Here is a 24,694-nt window from a genome sequence, read left to right as displayed (position 1 = left end):
CACTCTTAAGCCGCCCTACTTCTCGCTAGGCGCACCCGATGGCCTGACACTCGTACACGTGACCACGCATCCCAACACGAGCGCCACGCCGGTCACCACCAGCGCGCCGTTTGCCAGCCCGACGCCGGCAACGGCAACCGAACACGCGGCATATCCATTCAACGCCGCGATAAAAGCCGGATACGCGCGATCGGCCATTGCCATTGCGAGGTAAGCGCCGATCAACGCGACCATCGCGCCGATGATCACCACCGCCACCGCGCCGCCTTCGAACCCTGCTGTGTAGGCAATCACCGTACACAACGCAGCGCAGGCAAAGTGCATCGTGCTACTCAGTTTTGTATTCGAAACCCTGAAGCGCACGCGGCTCAATACGAACGCCAACGCAATCGCCACGATGCCGCCGAACGCCGTCCACTCGATTGAAGCGCCTGGATCGAAGCCGAGCGCACGATCCGCCGATGCCGACGCCAGCGCGGCCAGCGCCAGCGCACTTTGCAGCGACGCCGGCGTGGTCCTGCCCAAGCGCGGCATCAGCACGGCGAACGCAGCGATGGCCAGCGCCACGAGCGTCGAGTCGAAGCCCGTTGCCATGCCGTAAGCCACGATCACCGCCGCGCCCACGCCCGTTGCATCGCGTAATGCCTGCCGCCGCGTGGGCGAGACACGGCCCGGGGCCTTCAAACTTTGCATCGACGCCATCACTGCAAACGCACACAACGCACCGTCGAGCATTGATGTCTCCGCATCAGAGCAAGCGATTGACCAGGGTCCCGATCCCTTCGATCGAGACACGCACCTCGGCGCCATCCTTGATCGAGCCGATCCCGAGCGACGTGCCGCAAGCGATGACATCGCCCGGTTCGAGCGTCATGTCATGCGAGATCAGGCTGACCTGTTCGGCGGGCGTGAAGATCATGTCGTCGATCGGATAATTCTGCCGCTCGACGCCATCGAGCGTGGTGATCACGCGCGCCGCACGCCAGTCGAATCCGGTAGCGATAGTAGGTCCGAGGCACCCGAATGTATCGAATCCCTTCGCGCGGCACCATTGCGGAAAGTTCGGATCTTCCTGCAAGAGTTCGCCGGCCGTGACGTCGTTGACGCACGTGTAGCCGAAGATCGCGGCCTCGGCTTCTTCCACCGATACCGACGAGCAGCGCCGGCCAATCACAATGCCGAGCTCGCCTTCGTAGGCGATCTTGCCGTCGTAGCTGACGGGCCGGCGTATCGCTTCATTCGTGCCGATAACGGTCCGTGCAGGTTTGATCAGGAACAGAGGATGTTTGGGCGGCGCTTTATCGAGTTTCTTCGATAACGCGTAGAAGTTGTTCCAGAGCGCGACGATCTTGCTTGGCTGACACGGTGCCAGCAACGCGATCTCGTCGATGCTCAACTCCTTGCCGCTTGGCTCTATGCTGCCAATGTCGAAGGGAGAACCCTCGTACTGCATCACACGCGTACCATCTTCCGACAGCGTGCCAAAGCCCACCATGCCATCGGCGCGGGAAAAACGAATCCAGTTAGCCACGTTGAAAGCCCTGAAGAAGTGGTGCTGCCGTCGTTGAAGAGCGGCAGCCGGAACCGGCAGCGATGCGCGCCCGCATGCAGGCACGCAAACGCGACACGAACCTAGATCGCCCCGAGGCTTCGCAGTGTCGCGACCTGATCGGGCGAATAGCCAAGCTCCGCCATCACTTCATCCGTATGCTCGCCCAGAAGAGGTGAGCGCACGACGTCCGTGGGGCTATCGGAGAGCTTGATCGGGTTGCCGACGGTCAGGTACTTGCCGCGCACAGGATGGTCCACTTCGACGATCGTGCCGGTCTTGCGCAACGATGGGTCTTCGGCAATTTCCTTCATCGAGAGAATCGGTCCGCACGGAATATCGTGCTGATTCAGGATCTCCATGGCTTCGAACTTGGTCTTGGTCATGGTCCACTGTTCGATCTCGGCGAAGATGCCCTTGAGGTGCGGAAGCCGTGCGGCGGGCGTGCGGAAGTCGGGATGATCGATCCATTCTTCCTTGCCGATCACCTTGCAGATCTCGCCCCAGACCGGCGCTTGCGTGATGAAGTAGATGTACGCGTTCGGATCGGTTTCCCAGCCCTTGCACTTCAGGATCCAGCCCGGCTGACCACCGCCCGATGCGTTGCCGGCGCGCGGCACGGCCTCGCCGAACGTGCCGTTCGGGTACTGCGGATATTCCTTCATCGTGCCGGTGCGTTCGAGCCGTTGCTGATCGCGCAGCTTCACGCGGCAGAGGTTGAGCACGCCGTCTTGCATCGCGGCGAGCACCTTCTGGCCGCGGCCGGTCGCGTTGCGTTGATAGAGCGCGGTGACAATGCCAAGCGCGAGATGCAGGCCCGTGCCTGAGTCGCCGATTTGCGCGCCACTGACGACTGGGGGGCCGTCGTCGAAGCCTGTTGTCGATGCCGCGCCGCCTGCGCATTGCGCGACGTTCTCGTAGACCTTGCAGTCTTCGTAGGGGCCGGGACCGAAGCCTTTCACCGACGCCACGATCATCCTCGGGTTCAGTTCCTGGATGCGTTCCCACGTGAAGCCCATTCGGTCGAGTGCACCGGGGGCGAAGTTTTCGACCAGCACGTCGCATGTTTTGACGAGCGACTCGAGGACCTTCTTGCCGTCCGGATTTTTCGTGTCGATGGTGATCGAACGTTTGTTGTGGTTCAGCATGGTGAAGTAAAGACTGTCGGCGTCGGGGATATCACGCAGTTGTTCGCGCGTGATGTCGCCTGCGCCGGCACGCTCGACCTTGATGACATCGGCGCCGAACCATGCAAGCAATTGCGTGCAGGTGGGGCCGGATTGAACGTGCGTGAAATCGAGGATACGCACCCCGTCGAGGGCTTTGCTCATGCCTGTCTCCTAACCTTTAGCAGGTTTTATCGTGGTACTTGCGATGCGCTTCGGTCATGCCATGTGGCCGTGCCGGGCTTTAGTGTTGCGGATTTTTTGCTGTTTGCATTTCTTCTGACCATGATGGGCCGTTTTTCTGCGGTTCTGTAGTTGGGGTGGCCCCTCATGGTGGGGTGAATCCGCGCTGCTCTTCTGATATACAATATTCTATACACAGTATTAGTCAAGGGATTTTGCGCGGCACGCGAGGGGTTGTGCGGTGCGGTACGGCGAAGATGCTTGCGCGGTGGCGGATGGTAGGCGGGTTTTGCTGCGATGCGAGAGGGGATGAATTTATGGCTGTTCGCGGTGGAGTTCTCGGTTTGGGCCGAGTGGCGCCAAGTTCTAGCGTTAGCGGTCTGGTTCAATGCCGGGTTGCTGCTTTCCAGGTCTTCGCGCGTTTAGTGTTAGTTGATTTCTTTATCACTATTAGCCACTGTGCGTGGCGGCACGTCATTTCTTTGTCCAAAGCGACAAAGAAACGAAGCAAAGAAAACGCTTTCACCGCTCTACCCTAAGTGTCCACAGCGTGCAGTTTTGATTCATGGGTGCCCCAAAAGCACGGTGCTCGCCAGAGCTTAGGATGTTTGAACCCCTCCTTCTCGCGAATCCTGACAGTAAAACGCTTCGCCCCGTACGCTCTCGGGCAAGCACTATTGCTCAGGAATCCGTACTGCATCACGTATATTTTAGATTGCAAGTCTTTGGCGGGTACGCAGTTGTTAGAAATGCATATTAATTTGGAGACCGGTTTTCCGCGGATAGCGCGGGGCGCACCTTGGGCAGGTTCAGTCACTGGTGGCGAAGCGTGGGGTATCCGTGTTCGGAGAAAGAGGGGTTCACACATCCGTGGCTCTGGCGAGCACCGTGCTTTTGGGGCACCCATGAATCAAAACTGCACGCTGTGGACACTTAGGGTAGAGCTGTTAAAAGCGCTTTCTTTGCTTCGTTTCTTTGTCGCTTTGGACAAAGAAATGACGCGCCGCCACGCGCAGTGGCTAATAGAGCAAAAGAAATGAGCCAACACTAAACCCGCGAGTACCTAGAAAGCAGCAACCCGGCATTGACTCCGACCGCTAACGCCAGAACCCGTGCAACCCGGCAATGAACCAGACCGCTAACGCAGGAACCCGTGCAACCCGGCATAGACCCAGACCGCTAACGCCAGAACCCAAAAAAGGCCAACCCGCTAACCCCCAAGCGCCAGCGCCCCGCCCTTCCCACTTAATCCAGAAAATCGCAATTCGCCTCAACAAACGCGGCCAGATCAAGCGAATGCTGGCGCACCAGCCTCTCGACCAATTCGGTATCCCGCGCTTCAAGCGCCTCGATAATCCTCATATGGTCCTCAATCGAGCGCGCCGCCCGATCACTCTGCGAAATCGTCATCTTCCGGATCGCGCGCACGTGCACGAAAATATTCTTGATCGTATCGAAGATGATCTGCGACTTGCTCAACTGCACAATCGCCTGGTGAAAGGCAATATTCGCCTCCGAATACTCCTCAATATGCTCGGCCGGCGCCTGATTCTGAAAATGGTCAAACATATGCCGCAACGAAACAATCTCCGCATCCGTCGCGCGCTGCGTCGCAAGCCTCGCCGCCATGCTTTCCAGCGCGGCCCACATGTTGATCATCTCGACAATCTCGTGCTTCGTCTTCCGCACGATATAAATCCCACGCCGCGGCACCGTGCGCAGAAACCCTTCCTGCTCAAGCAACGTCATGGCTTCGCGAATCGGTGTGCGACTCACGCCCAACGCCTCGGTCAAATCTTTTTCATCCAGCCTGATCTCTTCCCGCGAACGATAAATATCCGCCTCGGAAATGGCCTGGCGCAGCCGCGCATACGCCTGATCCCGCAACGATACCGTCGCGTTGATCGGCGCCAGCGAAAGCGTCACGCCAGCAGGCTTACCTTCCCCACGCGGCTCAAGAAGACCGGCCGGTGTTGCAGCAACTTCAGTATCAGATGGCATTGATAGTTTGATGTCCCAGGTTCCGCGCGCCCGTCGTCGCCCGTGTACCCGTGCCGCCGCTCTGGTCATCCGCCGTCAAACCAGCGTACCGACCGTTCTCCTGCGCGCGCTGCAACACGTCTTGCGGCAACGCCGATGCCAGTGCAAACGTCACACCCACACCACCCGCTACCAAGGCAATCCCGATCACGACTAATAAAACGATGCTCATTTCCGGCTCCTAGTGGTTTACTCCAAGAGCCTTCAGTATATGTTGCGTCGCAATGCGACGCAACATATTTCGTATGTGATATATCAGAAACAACAACCCTTCTGTGTTCGCAGTTTAAGCGGCTTTTTGCGAACGCGTGAAGGATTCAATCGTTTTGATACTTGGCTTGGCGGTGCCTTGGTTGACGCCTTCCCGCAGCTTGATGAGCGCCAGGACGGCATCGATCATCGGCGTGTCGACGGCAAGCTTCCGGCCGATTTCCTGCACGACGGTCACAATTGGATCAATTTCCATAGGACGGTGTGCTTCGCAATCCATCAGCATCGAGGTCTTGTGCGCCCCGACCGCAGCCGCGCCGTTGATGCGCTTCTCCACATCGACACGGAAATGAACGCCGAGTTGTTCCGCAATGCCCTGCGCCTCTTCCATCATCTGGCGTGACAGCTTGCGTACGGCCGGATCACTGGTGAGGACATCGAGCGTGGCGCCCGTCAGCGCGCTGATAGGGTTGAAACACAGGTTGCCCCACAGCTTCAGCCAGATCTCGTCGCGGATGTTGTCGCGCATCGGCGCTTCCATGTCGGCGGCGCTCATGATGTCGTGGAACGCCTGCAGGCGCGGCGTCACCAGCCCGCTCGGCTCGCCGATGGGAAATTTCTTGCCATACACATGACGGATCACGCCGGGTTCCGCAATTTCGGCGGCGGGAATCAGCACGCAGCCTATCGCCCGCTCCGGTCCGAGCACTTGCCATTGCCGGCCGCCCGGATCGACGCTTTCCAGCGTGGTGCCGGCCAATGCGCCGCCGTGCTCATGGAAATACCAGTACGGCAGGCCGTTCACTGCCGTGACCACCGCGGTATCCGGCCCCAGCAGCGGCTGCATCAAGTCGACTACGCCCGGCACCGAATGCGCCTTGAGCGCAATCACCACGTAATCCTGTGGCCCGAGCTCCGCGGGATTGTTCGTGCAGCGCACCTTGACGGTGTGCTCCTCGCCATCAATCTGCAAGCGCACGCCGTTTGCCTGCATGGCGGCCAGATGCGGCCCCCGTGCGACGAAACTGACATCCGCTCCCGCCCGGGCAAGCTGCGCCCCCATGTAACCGCCGATCGCACCGGCGCCGTAAATGCAAATTTTCATTGTCGTCTCCTGGACCATTCCATCTTCTGATATACAACATATTAGATTCAGTATTGGATAACTGCCGCGAAAGCGCAAGAAAAAAGCGCGACTCTTTTTCAAGGAGCCGCGCTTCGAATACTCAGCGGATTTCGGGTCAGGCGTGTGCGGTTTGCAGCGGCTTATGTTCCTCATCATAGGACGAAACGACGTGCGTCCAGATACGCGCTGCCCGCACCGGCAACGTACGGTTTTTCCGCTTCGCGAGCGCAACGGTTCGCGTCACCGACGGCCACAGCGGCACTGACTGAACCAACGCCTGCGCCGACGCTGCGCCTGCGTGCATCGGCTGGATGCCGATTCCCAGTCCCGCCGCGACCATGTGCTCGACGCTTGCGGCCTGCGTCAATCGCTGAAGCCTGACGTTCGACGCGCCGTGTTCATCGAGCGAACGCGCGATGACATCGAAACTGCCGGCGCCGTCGTCGAGAACAAACAGACTCGCGCCGCTCAGGTCGCGCCATCGCACCGTGGCATGGGACGCCAGCGTATGACGCGCCGGCACGATCGCACACACAGGATCGGAGAACAGCGTTTCCGTCGATAAATCGCGGAGATAGGTAGGATCACTAATATCAAGCGGACCGGTCAGCACACCCATGTCGGCATCGCCGGCGCGCACGAGTTCGAGCACCCTGCCCTGCGGCGCATCATGCAACGTCAACGCGATATTGGGGTAGCTCGCCCGGCATGATGAAAGCAGCGCCGGAAGCACCGAAGCGACCAGGCTGGAACTGCTCGCAATGGACACCACGCCGTTTTCGACCGTAGAAACCTGCTGGCCAAAACGTAGCGCCACTTCGAGTTCATCGACCAGTAACGCAATGCGGGGAAGCAATGCGCGGCCCGTATCGGTGAGAGCGACCTGCCGCGTCGTGCGGTCGAACAACCTCAGTTCGAGCAGGTCTTCCAGTTCCCTGATGCTGCGGCTCGCCGCCGACTGCGTGACGCCGAGCGCATTGCCGGCCTGCGTGAAACTCCGATGCTGCGCAAGGATCACGAACAAGCGTAACTGCTGCAGCGACACGCCCGACGACTTCAATCCTCCCTGTCCCTGCGCGGAATCAGTCTGGCTTCGAGTCATTGTGCCGACGAGTTGCGCGGGGTTTCTGTCCAGGCTGTCTGAAACCTGGCGGCGTCGAGCCGGCTCGACTCGGCAACCGTGTTATCGATCCAGCGCTTTCTCATCGGCGCGAGCACGAATTTCGCGCACAAGCCTGCAGCAATCGAAACAGTCGCTGTCACGATGAACACCGCGTCCCACGAGCCGATGGCCGACAGCACCGAGGCGAGCGGTACCAGCATGGAGGCCGTACCCTTCGCCGTGTAGAGCGTACCGGCGTTGGCGGCGGCGTATTTGCTGCCGAAGGTATCGGCGCACGTGGCCGGGAAGATCGAGAAGATTTCACCCCAGCACAGAAACGTCACGGCTGCGAAGAACATGAACAGGTAAGGGTTGTGGCCGAACTCCATGAGGCCGAGCAACGCCACGCCTTCGCCGATAAAGATGAAGAACATGGTGTTCTCGCGGCCGATCTTGTCGGAGATCCAGCCGCACAGCGGACGCGTGAAGCCGTTGCACAGGTTATCGATCGACAGCGCCATGGTCAGGAGCGGCAAGGTCACGCCGAGCAGGTTGACCGGCATCTTGGCGAAGCCGTATTCCTTAGCGATCGGACCGAGTTGCGCAGTGGCAATCACACCACCCGCCGCCACGAACACGAACATCATGTACAGCACCCAGAAGAGCGGCGAGCGCACCATCTGGCCGGTCGTGTAGTCGATCTTCGATGCCACTACGCGCTTGGCCGGAACGGCATAAGCCGGCGGCCTCGGACGCACCAGCAGCATGCCCAGCAACAGGATGCAGACGCCCTGGAAGATGCCGAAGAACACGAAGGTGTGTTCGTAGCCCGAGCGCTGGATCATGTTCGAGATGGGGATGACCGTGACCGCCGCGCCTGCGCCGAAACCTGCTGCTGTCAAACCGGCAGCGAGGCCGCGCTTATCCGGGAACCACTTGAGCGCGGTGCCTACGCAGGTGCCGTACACGCACCCCGCGCCCACGCCGGCAATCACGGCTGCAATGTAGAGATGGATCAGGCTGGTTGCGTTTGCATCGATAATCCAGCCCAGCGCCGCGCAGATCGAACCGCCGATGACGACCGGCCGCGGACCGAATTTATCGACGAGCCAGCCTTCGAGCGGCACCAGCCAGGTTTCCGTGACGATGAAAATGGTAAACGCCGTTTGAATCGCTGCCTGGCCCCAGTGATGTTTCGCATCCATGGGGACTACGAACAAAGTCCACGCGTACTGCAAGTTGGCGACCAAGCCCATGCAGATAATGCCGATGGCTAGCTGAGCCCACCGATTGTTATGCAATCCCATTTTGGGCTGACCAGCGGCCGGTGCCGTCGCTGCGTTTGCCATGTCTGTCTCCGTTATGTTTCAGCGCTCGTGCGGCGCGTAATCAGCTTCTTCATCGACTGCTTCGCCAATGATTCAATCGACTGCGGCACACCGTGGGTTGCTCACCGGTGTGAAGGGACTTGGTCGGTCAGGAAACGTGTTCGTGGCGCCGTTGGGCGGATACGGCCATGCCCATCCCCCAGGCCGTAAAAAGTAAAAGCGATTAAAAGCGGTGAAAGAAGAATCATTTTTGAAGCGATTCCCAATGTGCGATGTTCTTATAGGGATGACCCTGACTTCTGCCTTCTCCCCGCGTGCACCTTACGAAACTACCGCACGTTGAAAGCATCCTGCGACAGAAAAACGATTAGGGAAAGTTAGAAAAATTTATTGTATAAATACAGGATCGTTTATAGGTGGAGATCCGCCATGATGCGTAATGCGACGCTCAGGCAACTGAAAATATTCGAAACGGTGGCACGGCGGCTCAGCTTTTCCCGCGCCGCCGAAGAGCTCTACCTCACCCAGCCGGCCGTCTCCACGCAGGTCAAGCAACTTGAGGAGCACGCGGGACTGCCGCTGTTCGAGCAGCTCGGCAAGAAGATCTACCTGACATCTGCCGGTCAGGAAATGCTTCACCACAGCCGCGCGATCCTCGAACAATTTCGGGAAGCTGACGACGCCATGGCCCGGCTCAAGGGTATTTCCGGGGGCACGCTGAACGTGGCCGTGATCAGCGCCGGGGACTATTTCTTCCCTCGCCTGCTGGCCGAATTCACCAAACGCAATCCCGACGTCAAGCTGAACCTCGCCGTTCATAACCGCGAGGAATTGCTGCACCAGCTCACCGACAACCTCACCGACCTCGCGATCATGGTTCGCCCGCCGAAGGACATGGACACCGAGAACGTGTCGTTTGCCCCGCACCCCTACGTGATCGTGGCGCCGCCTGATCATCCGCTGGTGGGCAAGAAGAACATTGCGCTGGAGTCGCTTGTCGACGAGCCGTTCATCGTCAGGGAGCGCGGCTCCGACACCTGGAATTCGATGGAGGAAGGCTTCGCGGGACGGCTCAAGCCGCTGAACATCGCGATGGAAATCACGAGTACCGAAACGATCAAGCAGGCGGTTATCGCAGGCATGGGGATCAGCTTCCTGTCGGCACATACGGTCAGCATGGAGTTGCAGATCGGGCGGCTGGCGGTCCTCGACATTGCGGGTTTTCCCGTGATGCTCAACTGGTATCTCGTGCATCGTCATAACAAGCGGCTTCCGGCAGTGGCGATGGCGTTCAAGCAATTCCTCATCGACGAAGGGGCGGCGCAAATCTCGGCCATTACACATATCGGGTAAACCATCTATTAGGTATCTTTAATAGTCAGGCTAAAAACAAGTGACTATCGTATATGGATGGTTCTTTCTATCCTGCAGTTAAGCCAAGCAGCCCACATCACGCTGCCCGTCATGCTTAATTAGGAGACGACCATGAACCGTTCACAAGCCACGATCGCCGATGCGCGCGAACTCCAGACTCAGCTTTGCGCCTACAACAGCGCCTTCGAAGAACTTGACCTGATGTTCCGCTGGGACGTCGAAACGCTTCAGTCGCTGACGCACGCTGCAAGCGATCAGGCGCGCATTGAGCAGTACATCGAAGCGCATTGCCCCCACTTGCTCAAGGCGTACAGCGCGGAATTCCTCTGCCAGGCCATCGTGGACAGGAAAAACGCGTATTACGAAGCGTGCCGTGCAACGACCATCGCCCGGGCCGACGACACCCGCGGCGCACGCATGTGGCGCCCGGAGTGCGACAGCCCCCACGCTAAAGCCGCTTGATACTGAATGCATAGAGTTAATCGCGCCTGAGGTCATGCCTCAGGTACCCAGCATCAGCTTATGAGCAACTACTAAGCTCTCGAAAGGGGCGGGTTAATCAACCCGCCCCTTTCTTGCATCCTGCTCATTGCGCCAAAGACACCCACACGCTCTTCGGCTCCGTGAAGTTCTCGATAGCCACGTCCCCATGCTCGCGGCCAAAGCCCGAATCGCCTGAGCCGCCCCACGGCAATCTCACATCGGTATAACCGTACATATTCACCCAGACAGTGCCCGCCTTGAGCGCCGACGCCATCCGATGTATTCGTCCTATGTCCCTGCTCCACACGCCCGCTGCGAGGCTGTACAGCGTCCCGTTGGCAATGCGCACGGCGTCTGCCTCATCGTCGAAAGGAATCACGCTGACCACCGGCCCGAAGATCTCTTCCTGCGAGATGCGCATTTCGTGCTCGACATTGGCAAACACTGTGGGCTCGACAAAATAGCCTCGCTCGCCCCATCGCCTGCCACCGGATACCACTGACGCCCCTTCGCTCTTTCCAATGTCCACGTAGTCGAGCACCGACTGCATCTGTTTCGCGGAAATAAGCGGTCCCATCGACGTTTCTTTCTGCGATGGATCACCCAGCGTGATCGACTTCGCACGCTGCGCCAGACGTTCGACGATCTCGTCATACACCGGTCGCTGGACCAGCACCCGAGAGCCCGCCGAGCACACCTGCCCCGCGTTGAAAAAGATCCCCGACGCAGCCGCGCGTGCGGCCTGATCGAGGTTGGCATCGGCGAAAATGACGTTGGCGGACTTGCCGCCGAGTTCGAGCGTGACGCGCTTGAAGTTGACCGCCGCACCCTGCAGGATTCCTCGTCCAACCGATGGCGAGCCCGTGAACGTGACCTTGTCCACGCCGGGATGCGCGACTAGCGCGTCGCCCACCACGGAGCCCTTGCCGGTAACAATATTCAGTACACCTGGCGGTACGCCTGCTTCCAGCGCCAGGCGTCCCAGCATCAGCGCCGATAACGGCGTCAGCTCCGCAGGCTTGACGACCAGCGTGCAGCCGCACGCAAGCGCGGGCGCGATCTTCCACATGCCGATCATCAACGGGAAATTCCACGGCACGATCGCCGCGACCACGCCGACCGGTTCGCGGACGGTATAAGTCAACGCGTCGGGGCGTGTGGGCACCACTTGTCCATTGATCTTGTCGCACCAGCCCGCGTAATACGCGAGGGTGTCGATAGCGGCCGGTACATCCTGGCGCCGCACGCCGGAGATTGGCTTGCCGGCGTCCAGACTTTCTACCGCGGCAATTTCATCCTGATGCGTGCGCATCAGTTCGGCAAAGCGCATCAGGATCCGGCCGCGCTCGGATGCCCTGATTGCATTCCACGGCTTCAACGCGGCGCGCGCCGCTTGCACCGCACGGTCGACATCAGCCGCCGTGCCCTGGGCGACGCTCGCTATCTGCGTCTCAGTCGATGGATCGATGATGCTCGAATACGCGCCGCCACCGGGCGCCACTGCTTCGCCACCAATCAGCAGCTCGTAACGTTTCACGTCCGCTTGGGCGGTCATTGTTCTCTCCTTTTACCGTAATGCAGTCCCGCGCGCCGTCCCGGGTTTAGTCCCTGAGTTCGGATCACGCGCCGGATTTTGCTTCGAGTTCAGCGAGGCGCTTGCGCAGGTTTCGTTCTTCAGTGAAGCGGCTCGTTTCATCGCGTATGACGGCGACAATGCCGGTCACACTCTTCTCCGGGCCCGCTGAATGCAGCAGCGCGACCGTGAATGCGATCGATAAAGACCGGCCGTCCTTGTGCACGGCCGGCACGCGCAGCACGTCGTGTCCGTAACGGGTCTCACCGGTCGCCATGGTTTTTTCATAGCCGCTCCAGTGACGCCCGCGCAAGCGTTCGGGAATGATGAGGTCCAGCGAATTGCCCAGCGCTTCTTCAGGGGTAAAGCCGAACATGCGCTCGGCAGCGGGGTTCCATAAGGTGATTGCGCCACTGGCGTCGGAGATGACGACCGCGTCGCCGATCACGTTGATCAGCTGCTCGAAATCGATGGGGGGGGTTGTCTGCGCGGCGCTATTCATGATTGAAATGGCCTTTCTATTCAGGTAGCGATTCTTGCCGCGCCGTGGGTCCATCAAGGCCATCCACGGCGCCGCACTTTCGTGCTTGTTTCGCGCTTATTCCGCGCTTACTTCACGTTTCAAACGGCTTGTTGCTTATGCAAGTTGGCGATTTGCGCGCTGCTGTAACCGAGGCGCTCGAGCACTTCGTCCGTATGCTCGCCCAGTAACGGCGATGCCGTAATTTCCGGCTTCATATCCGAGAACTTGATCGGGCTGCCGACCGTCAGATACGAGCCACGCTCCTTGTGGGGAACTTCAGTAATCGTACCGCTTTCACGCAGCGACGGATCGTTGGCCAGTTCTTTCATCGTCAGCACCGGCGCGCACGGAATATCGAACTTGCGCAGGATGTCCACCGCTTCGAACTTGGTTTTATCGGCGAGCCATTCTTCGATCGTCTTGAAGATGTCGAAGATATGCGGCTGACGCGCCGTCGCCGTGTTGTAGTTCGCGTCTTCAATCCACTCAGGTTTGCCGATCGCGCGGCAAATCGGCGTCCACGCGTGACCCTGGATCGTGAAGTAGATGTACGAGTTCGGATCGGTTTCCCAGCCCTTGCATTTCAGCACCCAGCCCGGCTGACCACCGCCGCCGGCATTGCCGCCTCGCGGAACCACATCGCTGAATTCGCCGTGCGGGTATTGCGGATATTCCTCCAGGTAGCCCAGCCGGTCCAGACGCTGCTGGTCGCGCAACTTCACGCGGCACAGGTTCAGTACGCTGTCCTGCATCGATACAGCGACCTTCTGCCCCTTGCCCGTCTTGTCGCGTCCAATCAGCGCCGTCAGGATGCCGATGGCCAGGTGCATACCCGTGTTGCTGTCGCCCAGTGCGGCCGCGCTGATGGTCGGCGGACCGTCCCAGAAGCCGGTGGTCGAGGCCGCGCCGCCTGCGCACTGCGCGACGTTTTCGTAGACTTTCAGGTCGTCGTAATGGTGGCCGTCGCTGAAGCCTTTCACGGAAGCCAGGATCATCTTCGGATTCAGTTCCTTGATGTACTGCCATGGGAAACCCATCCGGTCGAGCGCGCCCGGACCGAAGTTTTCCACCATTACATCGGATTCCTTAATAAGTTTTTCCAGGACTTCCTTGCCTTCCGGCTTCTTCGTGTCGAGCGTGAGCGACTTCTTGTTGCTGTTGAGCATCGTGAAATACAGTGCATCGACGTCCGGGATATCGCGCAATTGCGTGCGGGTAACGTCGCCCGAACCCGGGCGTTCCACCTTAATTACATCGGCGCCAAACCACGCAAGCAATTGCGTGCAGGCGGGACCTGCCTGCACGTGCGTGAAGTCGATAATCTTGATTCCCTCAAGTGGCTTGCTCATGGTTCCTGTCTCCTGACTCACTGGCTAAAGGTGGGTGACTCATGTTCTGGCTGCGGCATCGGCGGCGCGGTTTGACAAGACCACCGATGCCCGCGGTAACGTCCAAGCGGATTACTTTTTCATCGCCGTGCTTTGCGGGTTCAGATTCGTCAGGCGGCCGCTTTCAGTACCGGCGGCTTCATCGATAACCGCGTTGATGAGCGTCGGCTTGCCTGACGCAATGGCTTCCTGCAGTGCCGCGGTCAGTTCTTCCGGCGTCGTCGCATGCCGGCCGATACCGCCGAATGCCTCGATCATCTTGTCGTAGCGCGCGCCCTTGACGAACACCGTCGGGGCAACGTCCTTGCCGCCGGTCGGGTTCACGTCGGTGCCGCGATACACGCCGTTGTTGTTGAACACAATCGTGCAAACCGGCAGGTCGTATCGGCAGATCGTTTCGAGTTCCATGCCGCTGAAGCCGAACGCGCTGTCGCCTTCAATGGCGACCACCGGCTTGCCGCTCGTGACCGCCGCACCAATCGCGAAGCCCATGCCAATACCCATGATTCCCCACGTACCCGAGTCGAAACGCTTACGCGGCTCATACATGTCGATGATGCTGCGGGCGTAGTCCAGCGTGTTCGCCCCTTCGTTGACCACGTTGATATCCGGGCGCGTTTTCAACACGTCGCGGATCGCGCGCAGTGCGCTGTGGAAATTCATCGGCGAAGGGTTCTTGGCCAGCGTCGCGGCCATCTTCTCCAGGTTCTTGTTCTTGCGTTCGGAGATTGCGCCAGTCCATTCGGTGCTCGGCTTCGGGAAGCTTGCATCGATGCCATCGAGCAACGCCGACACGCAGGAACCGATATCGCCGATCACCGGCGCGGCGATGGCCACGTTGCTGTCGATTTCCGTCGGCGAGATGTCGACCTGGATGAATTGCTTGGGCGCTGCGCCCCACGTCTTGCCCTTGCCGTGCGACAGCAGCCAGTTCAGGCGCGCGCCGATCAGCAGCACGACGTCAGCTTCCTGCAGCACAAAGGAACGCGCGGCGGACGCCGATTGTTCGTGCGTATCGGGCAACAATCCCTTGGCCATCGACATCGGCAGATAAGGAATGCCGCTCTTTTCCACGAGCTCGCGAATCTGCGCGTCGGCCTGCGCATAAGCCGCGCCCTTGCCGAGCAGGATCAGCGGACGCTTCGCGCCCTTCAGCACATCGAGCGCGCGCCTGACCGAGTCAGGCGCCGGCAGCTGGCGCGGCGCTGCGTCGATTACACGTACGAGCGACTGCTTGCCCTTCACGGCGTCGATAGTCTGCGACAAGAGTTTCGCCGGCAAATCGAGGTAGACACCGCCGGGACGACCCGACACGGCGGCACGGATCGCACGCGCAATGCCGATGCCGATGTCCTCCGCGTGCAGCACACGGTAAGCGGCCTTCGCGTACGGCTTCGCAGCGTTGAGCTGATCCATTTCTTCGTAGTCGCCCTGCTGCAAGTCGACGATCTCGCGCTCGCTGGATCCGCTGATCAGGATCATGGGGAAGCAGTTGGTGGTCGCGTTGGCCAGCGCCGTCAGGCCGTTCAGGAAACCCGGCGCAGAAACCGTCATGCAGATGCCCGGCTTTTGCGTCATGTAGCCGGCGATGGCCGCCGCATTGCCCGCGTGCTGCTCGTGACGAAAGCCGATAAACCGCATTCCTTCAGCTTGCGCGAGGCGCGCCAGGTCGGTAATGGGGATGCCGACCAGCCCGAAGATCGTGTCGAGGTCATTCAGTTTCAGTGCATCGATGACCAGATGGAAACCGTCGGTCGTCGCCAGTGTCTCCTGCTTCGCTGTTTCGGCTGCAGTGGCGGTCTGCGGGTGGTTCAGTACTTCTGCCATAACGTCTCTCCTCCTTGGCTGGCGTTGTTTGGTTTGTGATATACAATATTCCACACACAGTATTAGTCAAGCGGATTTGTTTGAGGCGTCGAGAGTGGTGCGGTGCGATTCGCTCGAAAACGCTAGCGCTACGGTAGATTTGCCGTTTTTTTTGCTGCGATGCGATGAGGGAGGTTTAAGCGGTACCGGCGGTTTCGCGGCTGGAAAATGCGGTGAATGCGAGTGGTGCTGGGGACGTGCGGCGCGATTAAAAATGTCGCGCGCAAGGGATGGGTTTACCCGCACCTTGAACGTGGAAAGTGCGGTATGGATCGCCAATCCAGGTTAGATCGGCGGCGCGGTTTTTTGCTTGGACAGGGCGCGATGAAGCGCGACTGCCTACTAAGAAGGAAGCGCTGGAATTGTCACTTCCCCGTGCTGACTGATACTAAAACTGAAAAACCATATCGGCCTGTCCGCGCGTCATATTAATGAGCGCCGCGTTCACTTCATCGCTTCGCTGGACCCATTCGCGAGCGGCGTCTTCATCGCGGCCAAACTGCACGTGGCGCGCGATGAGCCGTTGCACACGCAATTCTTGATCGACATCGACAAACCAGGCTTCGTCGAGCAAAGGGCGAACGGCCTTCCATTCGCCTTGCTGCAACAGCAGATAGTTACCTTCGGTGATCACCAGCGGCACGTCCGGCATGACCGGAATGGCCCCGGCAATGGGCTCCTCGATCTCCCGGCGAAACATGGGGGCATAGATCATCTCGTCGTGACGCTGCGCCCGCAGGCGCGCGAGCAGCGCGACATAACCGGCACTGTCGAATGTATCCTCGGCGCCCTTGCGGGACGCGCGGCCAAGACGTTCGAGTTCGATATTTGCAAGATGAAAGCCGTCCATCGGCACGACGACCGCGCGGCCCGGCAAGGCTTCCAGGATGGCCTCCGCCAGCGTCGATTTGCCGGCGCCCGGCGCACCCACCAACCCGAGGATGCGACGCTTGCCATCCGCTACAAGCTGCTGCAGTCGTACAAGAAAACGGTCTTCGATCATCGGCACAATCCTGTCGTGGTTTATGTTTTTACAGCGCCCAGTCCGCCACCATCCGCGCATCAATACTGACCCCGCCGCATACAACGATCACGACGTCGTGCGCGTTGGCAATCGCCGGATGATCAAGGTATCCGACAGCAAGCGACACCCCGCATGCCGGCTCCACAAGCTGCCGATGGTCATCGGCGAAACGCGTCACGCCCATGATCGCGTCTGCGTCGGACAACACAACCGACTCGTGCGGAAAGTGCTTGATCGCATCGACTGGCCAGCTCGCCACCTGAAGCGCAGCAAGCGACTTTGCGATGCTGTCGATGCGATCCAGTTTCACCGGATGCCCTGCATCGAGCGCCGCGCGAAAGGAAGCCGCGCCCGTCGTCTCGCACGCGATCACGCGACAATCCGTGCGGCCATGGCGCAACAAACCCGTCAGGATACCTGCAAGCAGACCGCCCCCGCCCACGCTGGCCACGACCGCGTCCACTTGCGGCAGGACGGCGATGATCTCGTCGACCATCGTGCTATGTCCTTCCCATAACACGGGGTGATCGAAGGCCGGAACGTACTCCACTTCATCCGATGCCGACAGTGCCAGCGCATGCTCGTTCGCTTCGTCCCAGACATCGCCATGAATGATGACTGTTGCACCGAGCGCGACGATACGCTTCCGGGTGCTTTCGGGGGTCGTGGAAGGCACTACGATCTCGGCCTGCATGTCGAGCAGGCGCGCGACAAACGCGGTTGCAAAACCAGCGTTGCCGCCCGACGGGCACACCACACGGAGTTTGCCGGCCGCTTTCGCCCGCGAACACAGCAAGCCCATCCCGCGCATTTTGAACGAGCCGCCAGGCTGCAGGTTTTCGAGCTTCAGCCAGATGCGGCGCGTGGATGTAGACAGTCCGGGATGCAGGATCAACGGGGTTTCGATGTGCAGCAAGATCAGTCCTTACAAACGGGAATGCCGGGGACCAGGCGGTTGCCATGAGGGCCGCGGCTGGATTCGAGTTTGCTAGTTTATTGCAGTTATCGCGACATTGTTCGCGCAATGATCGAACGCGGAGGTGATCGCGAGCCGGGGATAACGACCCGTTAGCCGTGGCGTGTCTCGCTGTCGAGATGGGCCATTTGCGCGGCCGCGTAACGGTCGCCGGCAGCAGCGCCCTTCGGCACGGCGTATTCGATTGCACTGAGTTCATCCGGCGTCAGCACAACGTCGAGTGCGCCGAGCGCTTCCGTCAACCGGTCGCGCCGCCGCGCGCCGACCACCGGCACGATGTCGTCACCTTGCGCCGCGACCCACGCAATCGCGATCTGCGCCACCGAGACGCCTTTCGCTTCGGCAATCCGCCGCAACGCTTCGACCAGTTGCAAGTTCCGTTCGGCGTTTTCGCCCTGAAAACGTGGGCTATGCGCGCGGAAATCGTTGCCAGCCAGATTTTGCGCCGCTTGCCAATGACCGCTGATCAGCCCCCGCGACAACACGCCGTAAGCCGTCACGCCGATGCCGAGTTCGCGGCACGTCGAGAGAATATCGCCTTCGATACCCCGAGAAATCAACGAGTATTCGATCTGCAGATCGGCGATCGGGTGCACGGCAGCCGCGCGCCGGATTGTTTCGGCGCCGACCTCGGACAGGCCGACGTGACGCACATAACCTGCTTTCACCATCTCGGCAATCGCGCCCACGGTGTCTTCAATGGGCACGTTGGGATCGAGTCGCGCGGGACGATAGATATCGATGTAATCCACGCCGAGGCGCTGCATCGAATACGTCAGGAAGTTCTTCACTGCGGCCGGCCGCGCGTCATAACCCACCCAGCCGCCAGCCGGATCGCGCAACGCACCGAATTTCACGCTGATGATGGTCGCGTCGCGTTTGGTTTTCGCACCCTTGAGCGCTTCGCCGATCAACGCCTCGTTGTGGCCGCTGCCATAGAAGTCGCCGGTGTCCAGCAGCGTGATGCCGGCGTCGAGCGCGGCGTGAATCGTGGCGACGCTTTCGCTCCGGTCGGACGGTCCGTACATGCCGGACATGCCCATGCAACCGAGTCCAAGCGCCGATACGCGCGGTCCCGTCGCGCCAAGTTGCAGATGCTTCATATCAAGTCTCCTGAGGTCAGGCGTCGCGTGATTGCGAGCGTTGAAGAGAGTATGCGAGGCGTTTTGTCGTGCGACAATCCGATCCTCACAGCACGGGCTGTACGAAAAAACGCACAATGAACGATCCCGATCTCTCCGATCTCAGCGCTTTTGTAGCCATCACCAAGGTGCGCAGTTTCAGGGAAGCGGCGCGTTTGCGCGGCGTCTCGGCGTCCGCGCTGAGCGAGGCGATTCGCCGCCTTGAAGCGCGGCTTGGCGTGCGTTTGCTCAATCGCACCACCCGCAGCGTGACGGTCACGGAAGCCGGACAGCGCTTGCTGGAACGGCTGGGGCCGGCGCTCGGCGAGATTGCCGGCGCGCTCGACGCCATCAACAGTTTCCGCGACAGCCCGACCGGCACCTTGCGCCTGAACGTGCCGACTATCGTGGCCATGCATGTGCTGCCGCCCATCGTCGCGCGGTTTCTCGCCGCGCATCCGGGAATCACGCTGGAAGTGGTGTCGAACGATACGTTTATCGACGTGCTGGCAGCAGGTTTCGATGCCGGGATTCGCTACGACGAACGGATCGAGCGCGACATGATCGCGGTGCCCATCGGCCCGCGCACGCAGCATTTCGTGGCGGCGGGCGCGCCGGCCTATTTCGCGGCGCACGGATGGCCGAAACACCCGCGCGATTTGCTGGAACACGCGTGCATCGGGCATCGATTCGCGAGTGGCGTACTGGCGGCGTGGCGCTTCGAGCACGGCAGCGAACAGGTTCGATTCACACCGGACGGGCCGCTGGTGGCGTCCGTCATGGAACTTGAAGTGGGCGCCGCGACCGCGGGCCTGGGCATGATCTATACGTTCGAGGAGTTCTTGCGGCCGGCAATACAAAGCGGCGCACTCGTGCCCGTGCTGCACGAATGGTGGGAGAGCTTTTCCGGACCGTTCCTCTATTACCAGAGCCGCACGCACATGCCCGCGCCGTTGCGCGCGTTCATCGACTTCATCAAGGAAGAATGAACGCGTGCGCGGCGATTACCGTTCGGAGAAAAACGCCCGGACCGCTGCCAGTGCGTTTTCCACCGCCGCGCTGTCCACGTCCAGATGCGTGACCCAACGCTGTTTCGTCGCGCTGTATGCCGACGTAATGCCAATTCCACGCGACGCCAGATGTTCCTTGAAGTCAGCGGCAATGGCGCTGTCGACTTCCACGAACACGATGTTCGTGTCCGGCATCGTCACCTTCAATTGTCCGTACGACGCCAGGCCTTTCGCCAGCGTGGCCGCGTTGGCATGGTCATCGGCGAGACGCGCCACGTTGTGCTCCAGCGCGTACAGCCCGGCCGCCGCGAGAATGCCCACCTGCCGCAAACCGCCGCCGACCATCTTGCGCGTGCGCCGCGCCTTCGCGATCAACGGCGCGCTGCCGACCAGCACCGAGCCAACCGGCGCACCCAATCCCTTCGATAAACACACAGATACCGTATCGAAGGAACGCGTCAGCGCGGCAACAGGCGTGTTCAGCGCCGTTGCGGCATTGAAGATCCGGGCGCCGTCCAGATGCGTGGCAAGACCGTGCCGACGCGCCAGCGCCGTCGCCGATTCCATGTACTCCTGCGACAAAACCTTGCCGCCGATCGTGTTCTCCAGCGCCAGCAACCGCGTGCGGGCGTAGTGCGAATCGTCGGGCTTGATCGAGTCTTCAATCTCCGCTAGCAGCAGCGAACCATCCGGCTGATTGTTCAGCGGTTGCGGCTGGATGCTCCCCAACACCGCCGCGCCGCCTGCCTCCCAGCGGTAGGCATGCGCCTGTTGGCCGACGATGTACTCGTCGCCACGTTCGCAATGCGCCATCAGCGCGACCAGGTTCGATTGCGTACCCGAGGTCAGGAACACTGCCGCTTCCTTGCCGAAGCGCTCGGCCATCACGGCTTCCAGTTGCGTGACGGTGGGATCGTCGCGGAAAACGTCGTCACCGACCTCCGCCGATGCCATCGCGGCGCGCATGGCCGGGCTGGGTCGCGTGACGGTATCGGAACGGAAATCGTGCTGGATCGGGGTGCTCATTGCGGCTCCTGGTGGGTGGAGCGGGTATTTTGCCATCGCAGGGAGGAGGCGTGGCGTGGCGTGTTGGAGGGTGAAGGTTTTACGGGCGTTAGTTCATGCGGATTCTAGATTTTGGAATGGTGAAATTTCGTGTTATTTTCTGCTTAACTGTATTAAATCATATAGATACGATTGATTTCTAATCTAAAATATTTAATTTTGGAGTTTTCTATTTGGAATCAATCGTTTAGTGAGTTTTTATGCAGCTAAGGAAGAGCATGAATAAAATTTCATGAAAACACTTTAAGAAGTGTTGCTGGTATGTTCGAATTTCTCTAGACGGATCAAGGGCTTGAATGATCTTTTTGAGAAAATTTCTAGAGTGGCGGATTATTCTCATAATTTTGTTATTTTTCAATATGTTATGATGTTTTCTTGAACCGATACATCATCTAACGTGTGAGTGCAGAATCCGGTGCTGATCTCACCCTAAATACCTCGTGCAAGCGGACCTGAAACCACCTCATCACGCCAAGTCTGATCCCTCGACCGTGTAAAGTTTCGAACATCCATCCGCACCCATCCACGCTCCAGCCCGTAAGCCAATGAACGCGCCCGAACCGAAGTTGCAAGACGATCCTCACACCGGCCGCTACGCGCGCTCGACCGGCCAGGCCGCCGAGTGGTGGGAAGTGACACTCTCCGACCGGCCGCAGATGTATCGGATCGCGCATGGATACGGCGACGGGCCGGCCAATATCGATACCGTCGTTGACCTGGAAAACCTCAAGTCGAAGCTGCAAAAGTGGCATCGGGAGGGGTTTTCTCGACCCAACGATCCCGCGCTCGCGCCGCAGCCCACGGAAGGACGAACCAGCTTTCTGAAAGAACTTCGGCACGCCATGGGGCAAATGCCTCAAGCCAAGGATTTAAACGAAGCGACAACGGCTATCGGCACGGTAGATATGCCAATGGGCCAGCCCGGTCCGCTCGTGCCGCGCCTGAACCCCGCGTATCTCTTTCCCGAGCGATTCGGCGACATCCTCCAGGACATCGTGGAGAACCGGCGCGTGCTGCTGATCGGCCATACCGGCGCGGGGAAAACGAGCCTGATCGAGCAGGTCGCGGCCCGTACGCAACACGGCGTGCTGCGGGCGAATATGAACGGCCAGACGACTATCGGCGATTTCGTCGGGTTCTGGACCGTGAAAGGCGGAGAAACGCTCTGGGTGGACGGTGTGCTGCCAACCGCCTTGCGTGAAGGCCTGTGGCTTGTAGTCGATGAAATCGATTTCGCCGAACCTTCGATCCTCGCCGTTCTCACCGCCGTGCTCGAACCCCACGGGCGTTTGCTGCTGAAGGAAAAAGGCAACGAACTGGTGGCGCCGCACCCGTCTTTCCGCCTGTTCGCCACCGCAAACGCGGTGGGCGCCATGAGCGTGTATCGGCATCTGTATCAGGGCGCCAACCTGATGAACGAGGCGTTTCTCGATCGCTGGCGCGTGTACCTGATGAATTACCTGTCGCCTGCGGAGGAGGCGGAAGTGTTGATGCGCACGCTGGGAGCGCGTTGCACGCGGCCGATGGCGCAAACGCTCGCCGCCATTGCCGCCGATTGCCGCGCGGCGTTCGCCCGCGAAGACCTGGCGAGCGCGTTTTCAACCCGGCGCCTGCTCGACTGGGCCGACCTGATGCTGCGTTCCGGCGACCCGGAACGCGCCGCCGGCCCGGCGATCTACGCCAAAGTCAGCGCCGAGGACGCCGCGCTGATCCGCAGCATCATCCGGCATCACATCGCGTTCGACGAATGAAATACGTGCATATGCGCAACCCTGAACGTGCCTACCTCTAACCTGACCCGCCCGGACTCGATGCACGCCATGCTCGGCAAGATGGCGCGCGTGCTTACGGGCCGATACGGCGTGACGGTATCGTTCGACACAACCGGTCCGCGGGTGGAACGCGACCGGATCGTGCTGCCGGAGGCTGCCGGCGCGGTCGATCTGGACGCACTCACCGGCCAGCTCGACTTGCTGGTGGCACGTTCGAAGTACTCCACGCTCAGCGAAATCAACGCGCTCAATTCCGGCGTGACCCGGCAGATTGCGCAAGCGATTGAAGACCGGCGCGTCTGCGAGCGGCTGTTCATCGACTATCCGGGCGCACGCAGGTTTGTCGGGAGACTGCGCGAACAAACTGCGCGAAATACGCACGCACGCTGGCCGACCTTGCCGTGGCGCGACAAGCTGATCTGGTTTATCGACCGCACGCTCTGGGACGAAGCGCCCGACGTGACCGAACAAACGCCGGCGCTCATCGCCACGCTGGGCGCCGTGAGCGAGCTGCTCCAGGCCACCCGTGCGAGCCGTTCGACTGCGGAAAGCGTGGCCGGCGCGCGGGCGCTCGTGGCACGGATCAGGTCGCTGGCAGCCGGCGATGTGAACACCATGATGTTTTCCGCCGATGCCGATGAGGCGCTGGACGCCGAGCAGGAAGCGGGCTCGGATGCACAGGACGCGGCATCGCAGGAAAGCTCTGACGCGGCATCGTCCTCCGATGCCGCGAGCCTAGCCCAGGCGCCATCGGACGCCAACGCGGAGGCCTCGGAAGCAAGCTCGCCGGCACCGCCAATGACCTTCGATATCGACATGATCGATGGCCGCCCTCGCCTGTCCATTCCGCTCACGACCGAATTCGACCTCATCACCGATCTCACGGGGCACGGAAACGCAACCGAATGGCGCAACTTGCGCGCACTCGCCCGTGCGGAAACGGCGCCGCTGACCGCGCGGCTTGAACGCGCGCTGAAAGCCGATGAACAGACGCATTGGAAACGCGAACAGGAGCGCGGGGAAATCGACCGGCCGGCGTTGGCGAAGCTGGTGGTGTCGCCGGGATATCGGACACCGTTTCGCGTCAAGCGCACGACCGAAGGACGCGACGCCGCCGTCACGCTGCTGATCGACCGCAGCGGCTCCATGGCCGGTGGAAAAATCGCGCTCGCCCGGCTCTGCGCCGCCGCGCTGTGCGACGCGTTGATGCAGCTATCGTTCAAGTGCGAAGTGCTAGGTTACAGCTCGGTTGAATCGCCGGAAATGCGGGCGCTTTATGAGCAGAAGCTGGCCGAAGGCGTGGACGTGAACCGATTCAACCGGCGCGTAGAACGGCTCGATCTGCAGATCTACAAGCGCTTCGGCTCGAACAATCCGGCCGGCCTGAGTGCGATTGATTGCGGTCACGAGAATCCGGACGGCGAAGCGCTCGCGTGGGCCGCCGGGCGTTTGGCCGCGCAACGCGCCGGCCGGCGCATCCTGATGGTCCTGTCCGACGGTTATCCCGCTACGAGCGATGGCCATCCGGTCATCTTGCGGACCGATCTGCGGGCGCGCATCGACGAGATTACAAGCTTGGGAATCGAACTGATCGGTATCGGACTGCTCGACGACGCCGTAGAAAAGTTTTATGCGCATAACATTGTTGTGCGCAAACTTGATGAACTCCCCACGATGGCGTTCAATGTCCTGAGCCAACTCTTGCTCCGGCGCGGCAGCAGGCACTAATCCGCCATTTGTCCGCCCCACCTGTATCAAAAAAGCATCCCGCCCCAAAAAATTAATTCAATAGCTTGCTAACGAATTGTTGTCGAA

The 24,694-nt window shown here is 60.3% G+C and carries 22 protein-coding genes; 6 read left to right on the top strand and 16 right to left on the bottom strand.

The genetic code is table 11. From position 1 onward, the window contains the following. Positions 1 to 15: 15 nt before the first annotated feature. From ACMX25_RS26005 to frc (ACMX25_RS25995), 3 genes are all read right to left on the bottom strand, one after another. On the bottom strand, positions 16 to 735 hold the full coding sequence (locus ACMX25_RS26005; RefSeq protein WP_414952880.1) for a hypothetical protein: 720 nt from the start codon (positions 733 to 735) through the stop codon (positions 16 to 18). Positions 736 to 748: 13 nt separating this feature from the next. After that, positions 749 to 1,531 (bottom strand): fumarylacetoacetate hydrolase family protein, encoded by a 783-nt coding sequence (locus ACMX25_RS26000; protein ID WP_414952879.1) that lies wholly within the window; start codon positions 1,529 to 1,531, stop codon positions 749 to 751. Positions 1,532 to 1,632: 101 nt separating this feature from the next. Further along, positions 1,633 to 2,880 (bottom strand): formyl-CoA transferase, encoded by a 1,248-nt coding sequence (frc, locus tag ACMX25_RS25995; protein WP_299713472.1) that lies wholly within the window; start codon positions 2,878 to 2,880, stop codon positions 1,633 to 1,635. A gap of 923 nt (positions 2,881 to 3,803) precedes the next feature. Between frc (ACMX25_RS25995) and ACMX25_RS25990 the strand changes: the two genes are divergently transcribed. Continuing rightward, positions 3,804 to 3,938 (top strand): hypothetical protein, encoded by a 135-nt coding sequence (locus tag ACMX25_RS25990; protein WP_414952878.1) that lies wholly within the window; start codon positions 3,804 to 3,806, stop codon positions 3,936 to 3,938. A 205-nt stretch (positions 3,939 to 4,143) separates the two neighbouring features. Here ACMX25_RS25990 and ACMX25_RS25985 read toward each other — a convergent pair whose 3' ends face one another. From ACMX25_RS25985 to oxlT, 5 genes are all read right to left on the bottom strand, one after another. Then, complete coding sequence (locus ACMX25_RS25985; protein WP_414952877.1) at positions 4,144 to 4,899, bottom strand: GntR family transcriptional regulator; 756 nt, start codon at positions 4,897 to 4,899, stop codon at positions 4,144 to 4,146. Further along, a complete protein-coding gene (locus ACMX25_RS25980) occupies positions 4,889 to 5,110 on the bottom strand; it encodes a hypothetical protein (protein WP_414952876.1) in 222 nt (73 codons plus the stop codon). The genes ACMX25_RS25985 and ACMX25_RS25980 overlap by 11 nt, the downstream gene beginning before the upstream one ends. Before the next feature lie 114 nt (positions 5,111 to 5,224). Next, positions 5,225 to 6,253, bottom strand: coding sequence for a 2-dehydropantoate 2-reductase (locus tag ACMX25_RS25975; protein WP_414952875.1), 1,029 nt, complete (start codon positions 6,251 to 6,253; stop codon positions 5,225 to 5,227). Between the two features lie 136 nt (positions 6,254 to 6,389). Then, positions 6,390 to 7,376, bottom strand: coding sequence for a LysR family transcriptional regulator (locus ACMX25_RS25970; protein WP_414952874.1), 987 nt, complete (start codon positions 7,374 to 7,376; stop codon positions 6,390 to 6,392). Next, entirely contained in the window at positions 7,373 to 8,725 is a 1,353-nt protein-coding gene (oxlT, locus tag ACMX25_RS25965; RefSeq protein ID WP_414952873.1) for an oxalate/formate MFS antiporter, read from the bottom strand. The genes ACMX25_RS25970 and oxlT overlap by 4 nt, the downstream gene beginning before the upstream one ends. Positions 8,726 to 9,136: 411 nt before the next feature. Here oxlT and ACMX25_RS25960 point away from each other — a divergent pair, with 411 nt between their 5' ends. Both ACMX25_RS25960 and ACMX25_RS25955 read left to right on the top strand, forming a co-directional pair. Continuing rightward, positions 9,137 to 10,057: a LysR family transcriptional regulator gene (locus ACMX25_RS25960; RefSeq protein ID WP_414952932.1), complete on the top strand. Its 921-nt coding sequence runs from the start codon at positions 9,137 to 9,139 to the stop codon at positions 10,055 to 10,057. 132 nt (positions 10,058 to 10,189) lie between these two features. Next, a complete protein-coding gene (locus ACMX25_RS25955) occupies positions 10,190 to 10,540 on the top strand; it encodes a hypothetical protein (RefSeq protein WP_414952872.1) in 351 nt (116 codons plus the stop codon). A gap of 124 nt (positions 10,541 to 10,664) precedes the next feature. Here ACMX25_RS25955 and ACMX25_RS25950 read toward each other — a convergent pair whose 3' ends face one another. The 7 genes from ACMX25_RS25950 to ACMX25_RS25920 form a co-directional block, all read right to left on the bottom strand. Further along, positions 10,665 to 12,116, bottom strand: a complete 1,452-nt coding sequence (locus tag ACMX25_RS25950; protein WP_414952871.1) for an aldehyde dehydrogenase family protein — start codon at positions 12,114 to 12,116, stop codon at positions 10,665 to 10,667. 64 nt (positions 12,117 to 12,180) lie between these two features. Then, positions 12,181 to 12,636 (bottom strand): PAS domain S-box protein, encoded by a 456-nt coding sequence (locus ACMX25_RS25945; RefSeq protein WP_414952931.1) that lies wholly within the window; start codon positions 12,634 to 12,636, stop codon positions 12,181 to 12,183. 119 nt (positions 12,637 to 12,755) lie between these two features. After that, a complete protein-coding gene (gene frc / locus ACMX25_RS25940) occupies positions 12,756 to 14,006 on the bottom strand; it encodes a formyl-CoA transferase (protein ID WP_414952870.1) in 1,251 nt (416 codons plus the stop codon). 111 nt (positions 14,007 to 14,117) lie between these two features. Further along, the gene (oxc, locus tag ACMX25_RS25935; RefSeq protein ID WP_414952869.1) at positions 14,118 to 15,872 is read right to left on the bottom strand and encodes an oxalyl-CoA decarboxylase; all 1,755 of its coding nucleotides are present in this window, start codon (positions 15,870 to 15,872) and stop codon (positions 14,118 to 14,120) included. A gap of 427 nt (positions 15,873 to 16,299) precedes the next feature. After that, on the bottom strand, positions 16,300 to 16,914 hold the full coding sequence (locus tag ACMX25_RS25930) for a nucleoside/nucleotide kinase family protein (RefSeq protein ID WP_414952868.1): 615 nt from the start codon (positions 16,912 to 16,914) through the stop codon (positions 16,300 to 16,302). Between the two features lie 28 nt (positions 16,915 to 16,942). Continuing rightward, on the bottom strand, positions 16,943 to 17,851 hold the full coding sequence (locus tag ACMX25_RS25925; RefSeq protein ID WP_414952867.1) for a pyridoxal-phosphate dependent enzyme: 909 nt from the start codon (positions 17,849 to 17,851) through the stop codon (positions 16,943 to 16,945). Positions 17,852 to 18,003: 152 nt separating this feature from the next. Next, positions 18,004 to 19,014 (bottom strand): aldo/keto reductase, encoded by a 1,011-nt coding sequence (locus ACMX25_RS25920; protein ID WP_414952866.1) that lies wholly within the window; start codon positions 19,012 to 19,014, stop codon positions 18,004 to 18,006. A 116-nt stretch (positions 19,015 to 19,130) separates the two neighbouring features. On the opposite strand from ACMX25_RS25920, the gene ACMX25_RS25915 reads away from it, so the two are divergent. Then, positions 19,131 to 20,021 (top strand): LysR substrate-binding domain-containing protein, encoded by an 891-nt coding sequence (locus ACMX25_RS25915; RefSeq protein WP_414952865.1) that lies wholly within the window; start codon positions 19,131 to 19,133, stop codon positions 20,019 to 20,021. Positions 20,022 to 20,036: 15 nt separating this feature from the next. Here ACMX25_RS25915 and ltaE read toward each other — a convergent pair whose 3' ends face one another. Next, positions 20,037 to 21,068 carry a low-specificity L-threonine aldolase gene (ltaE, locus tag ACMX25_RS25910; protein WP_414952864.1) on the bottom strand — a complete coding sequence of 344 codons (1,032 nt, stop codon included), beginning with the start codon at positions 21,066 to 21,068 and terminating at the stop codon, positions 20,037 to 20,039. A 584-nt stretch (positions 21,069 to 21,652) separates the two neighbouring features. Between ltaE and ACMX25_RS25905 the strand changes: the two genes are divergently transcribed. Together ACMX25_RS25905 and ACMX25_RS25900 are read left to right on the top strand one after the other, a co-directional pair. Then, the gene (locus tag ACMX25_RS25905; RefSeq protein ID WP_414952863.1) at positions 21,653 to 22,858 is read left to right on the top strand and encodes an AAA family ATPase; all 1,206 of its coding nucleotides are present in this window, start codon (positions 21,653 to 21,655) and stop codon (positions 22,856 to 22,858) included. Between the two features lie 27 nt (positions 22,859 to 22,885). After that, the gene (locus tag ACMX25_RS25900; protein WP_414952862.1) at positions 22,886 to 24,607 is read left to right on the top strand and encodes a cobaltochelatase CobT-related protein; all 1,722 of its coding nucleotides are present in this window, start codon (positions 22,886 to 22,888) and stop codon (positions 24,605 to 24,607) included. Positions 24,608 to 24,694 lie beyond the last annotated feature (87 nt).

This window comes from Caballeronia eucalypticola (assembly GCF_047608185.1).
Classification (GTDB): Bacteria; Pseudomonadota; Gammaproteobacteria; order Burkholderiales; family Burkholderiaceae; genus Caballeronia.
This window is presented reverse-complemented; position numbering and strand designations above follow the sequence as displayed.

Excerpts from the sequence above, each read along its gene's own strand:
- frc (WP_414952870.1), bottom strand. The coding sequence starts at position 14,006 with ATGAGCAAGCCACTTGAGGGAATCAAGATTATCGACTTCACGCACGTG.
- oxlT (WP_414952873.1), bottom strand. The coding sequence starts at position 8,725 with ATGGCAAACGCAGCGACGGCACCGGCCGCTGGTCAGCCCAAAATGGGA.
- frc (WP_299713472.1), bottom strand. The coding sequence starts at position 2,880 with ATGAGCAAAGCCCTCGACGGGGTGCGTATCCTCGATTTCACGCACGTT.
- ACMX25_RS25985 (WP_414952877.1), bottom strand. The coding sequence starts at position 4,899 with ATGCCATCTGATACTGAAGTTGCTGCAACACCGGCCGGTCTTCTTGAG.
- ACMX25_RS25980 (WP_414952876.1), bottom strand. The coding sequence starts at position 5,110 with ATGAGCATCGTTTTATTAGTCGTGATCGGGATTGCCTTGGTAGCGGGT.
- ltaE (WP_414952864.1), bottom strand. The coding sequence starts at position 21,068 with ATGAGCACCCCGATCCAGCACGATTTCCGTTCCGATACCGTCACGCGA.
- ACMX25_RS25975 (WP_414952875.1), bottom strand. The coding sequence starts at position 6,253 with ATGAAAATTTGCATTTACGGCGCCGGTGCGATCGGCGGTTACATGGGG.
- oxc (WP_414952869.1), bottom strand. The coding sequence starts at position 15,872 with ATGGCAGAAGTACTGAACCACCCGCAGACCGCCACTGCAGCCGAAACA.
- ACMX25_RS25955 (WP_414952872.1), top strand. The coding sequence starts at position 10,190 with ATGAACCGTTCACAAGCCACGATCGCCGATGCGCGCGAACTCCAGACT.
- ACMX25_RS25905 (WP_414952863.1), top strand. The coding sequence starts at position 21,653 with ATGAACGCGCCCGAACCGAAGTTGCAAGACGATCCTCACACCGGCCGC.
- ACMX25_RS25970 (WP_414952874.1), bottom strand. The coding sequence starts at position 7,376 with ATGACTCGAAGCCAGACTGATTCCGCGCAGGGACAGGGAGGATTGAAG.
- ACMX25_RS25920 (WP_414952866.1), bottom strand. The coding sequence starts at position 19,014 with ATGAAGCATCTGCAACTTGGCGCGACGGGACCGCGCGTATCGGCGCTT.
- ACMX25_RS25960 (WP_414952932.1), top strand. The coding sequence starts at position 9,137 with ATGCGTAATGCGACGCTCAGGCAACTGAAAATATTCGAAACGGTGGCA.
- ACMX25_RS25990 (WP_414952878.1), top strand. The coding sequence starts at position 3,804 with ATGAATCAAAACTGCACGCTGTGGACACTTAGGGTAGAGCTGTTAAAA.
- ACMX25_RS25950 (WP_414952871.1), bottom strand. The coding sequence starts at position 12,116 with ATGACCGCCCAAGCGGACGTGAAACGTTACGAGCTGCTGATTGGTGGC.
- ACMX25_RS25915 (WP_414952865.1), top strand. The coding sequence starts at position 19,131 with ATGAACGATCCCGATCTCTCCGATCTCAGCGCTTTTGTAGCCATCACC.
- ACMX25_RS26005 (WP_414952880.1), bottom strand. The coding sequence starts at position 735 with ATGCTCGACGGTGCGTTGTGTGCGTTTGCAGTGATGGCGTCGATGCAA.
- ACMX25_RS25930 (WP_414952868.1), bottom strand. The coding sequence starts at position 16,914 with ATGATCGAAGACCGTTTTCTTGTACGACTGCAGCAGCTTGTAGCGGAT.
- ACMX25_RS25945 (WP_414952931.1), bottom strand. The coding sequence starts at position 12,636 with ATGAATAGCGCCGCGCAGACAACCCCCCCCATCGATTTCGAGCAGCTG.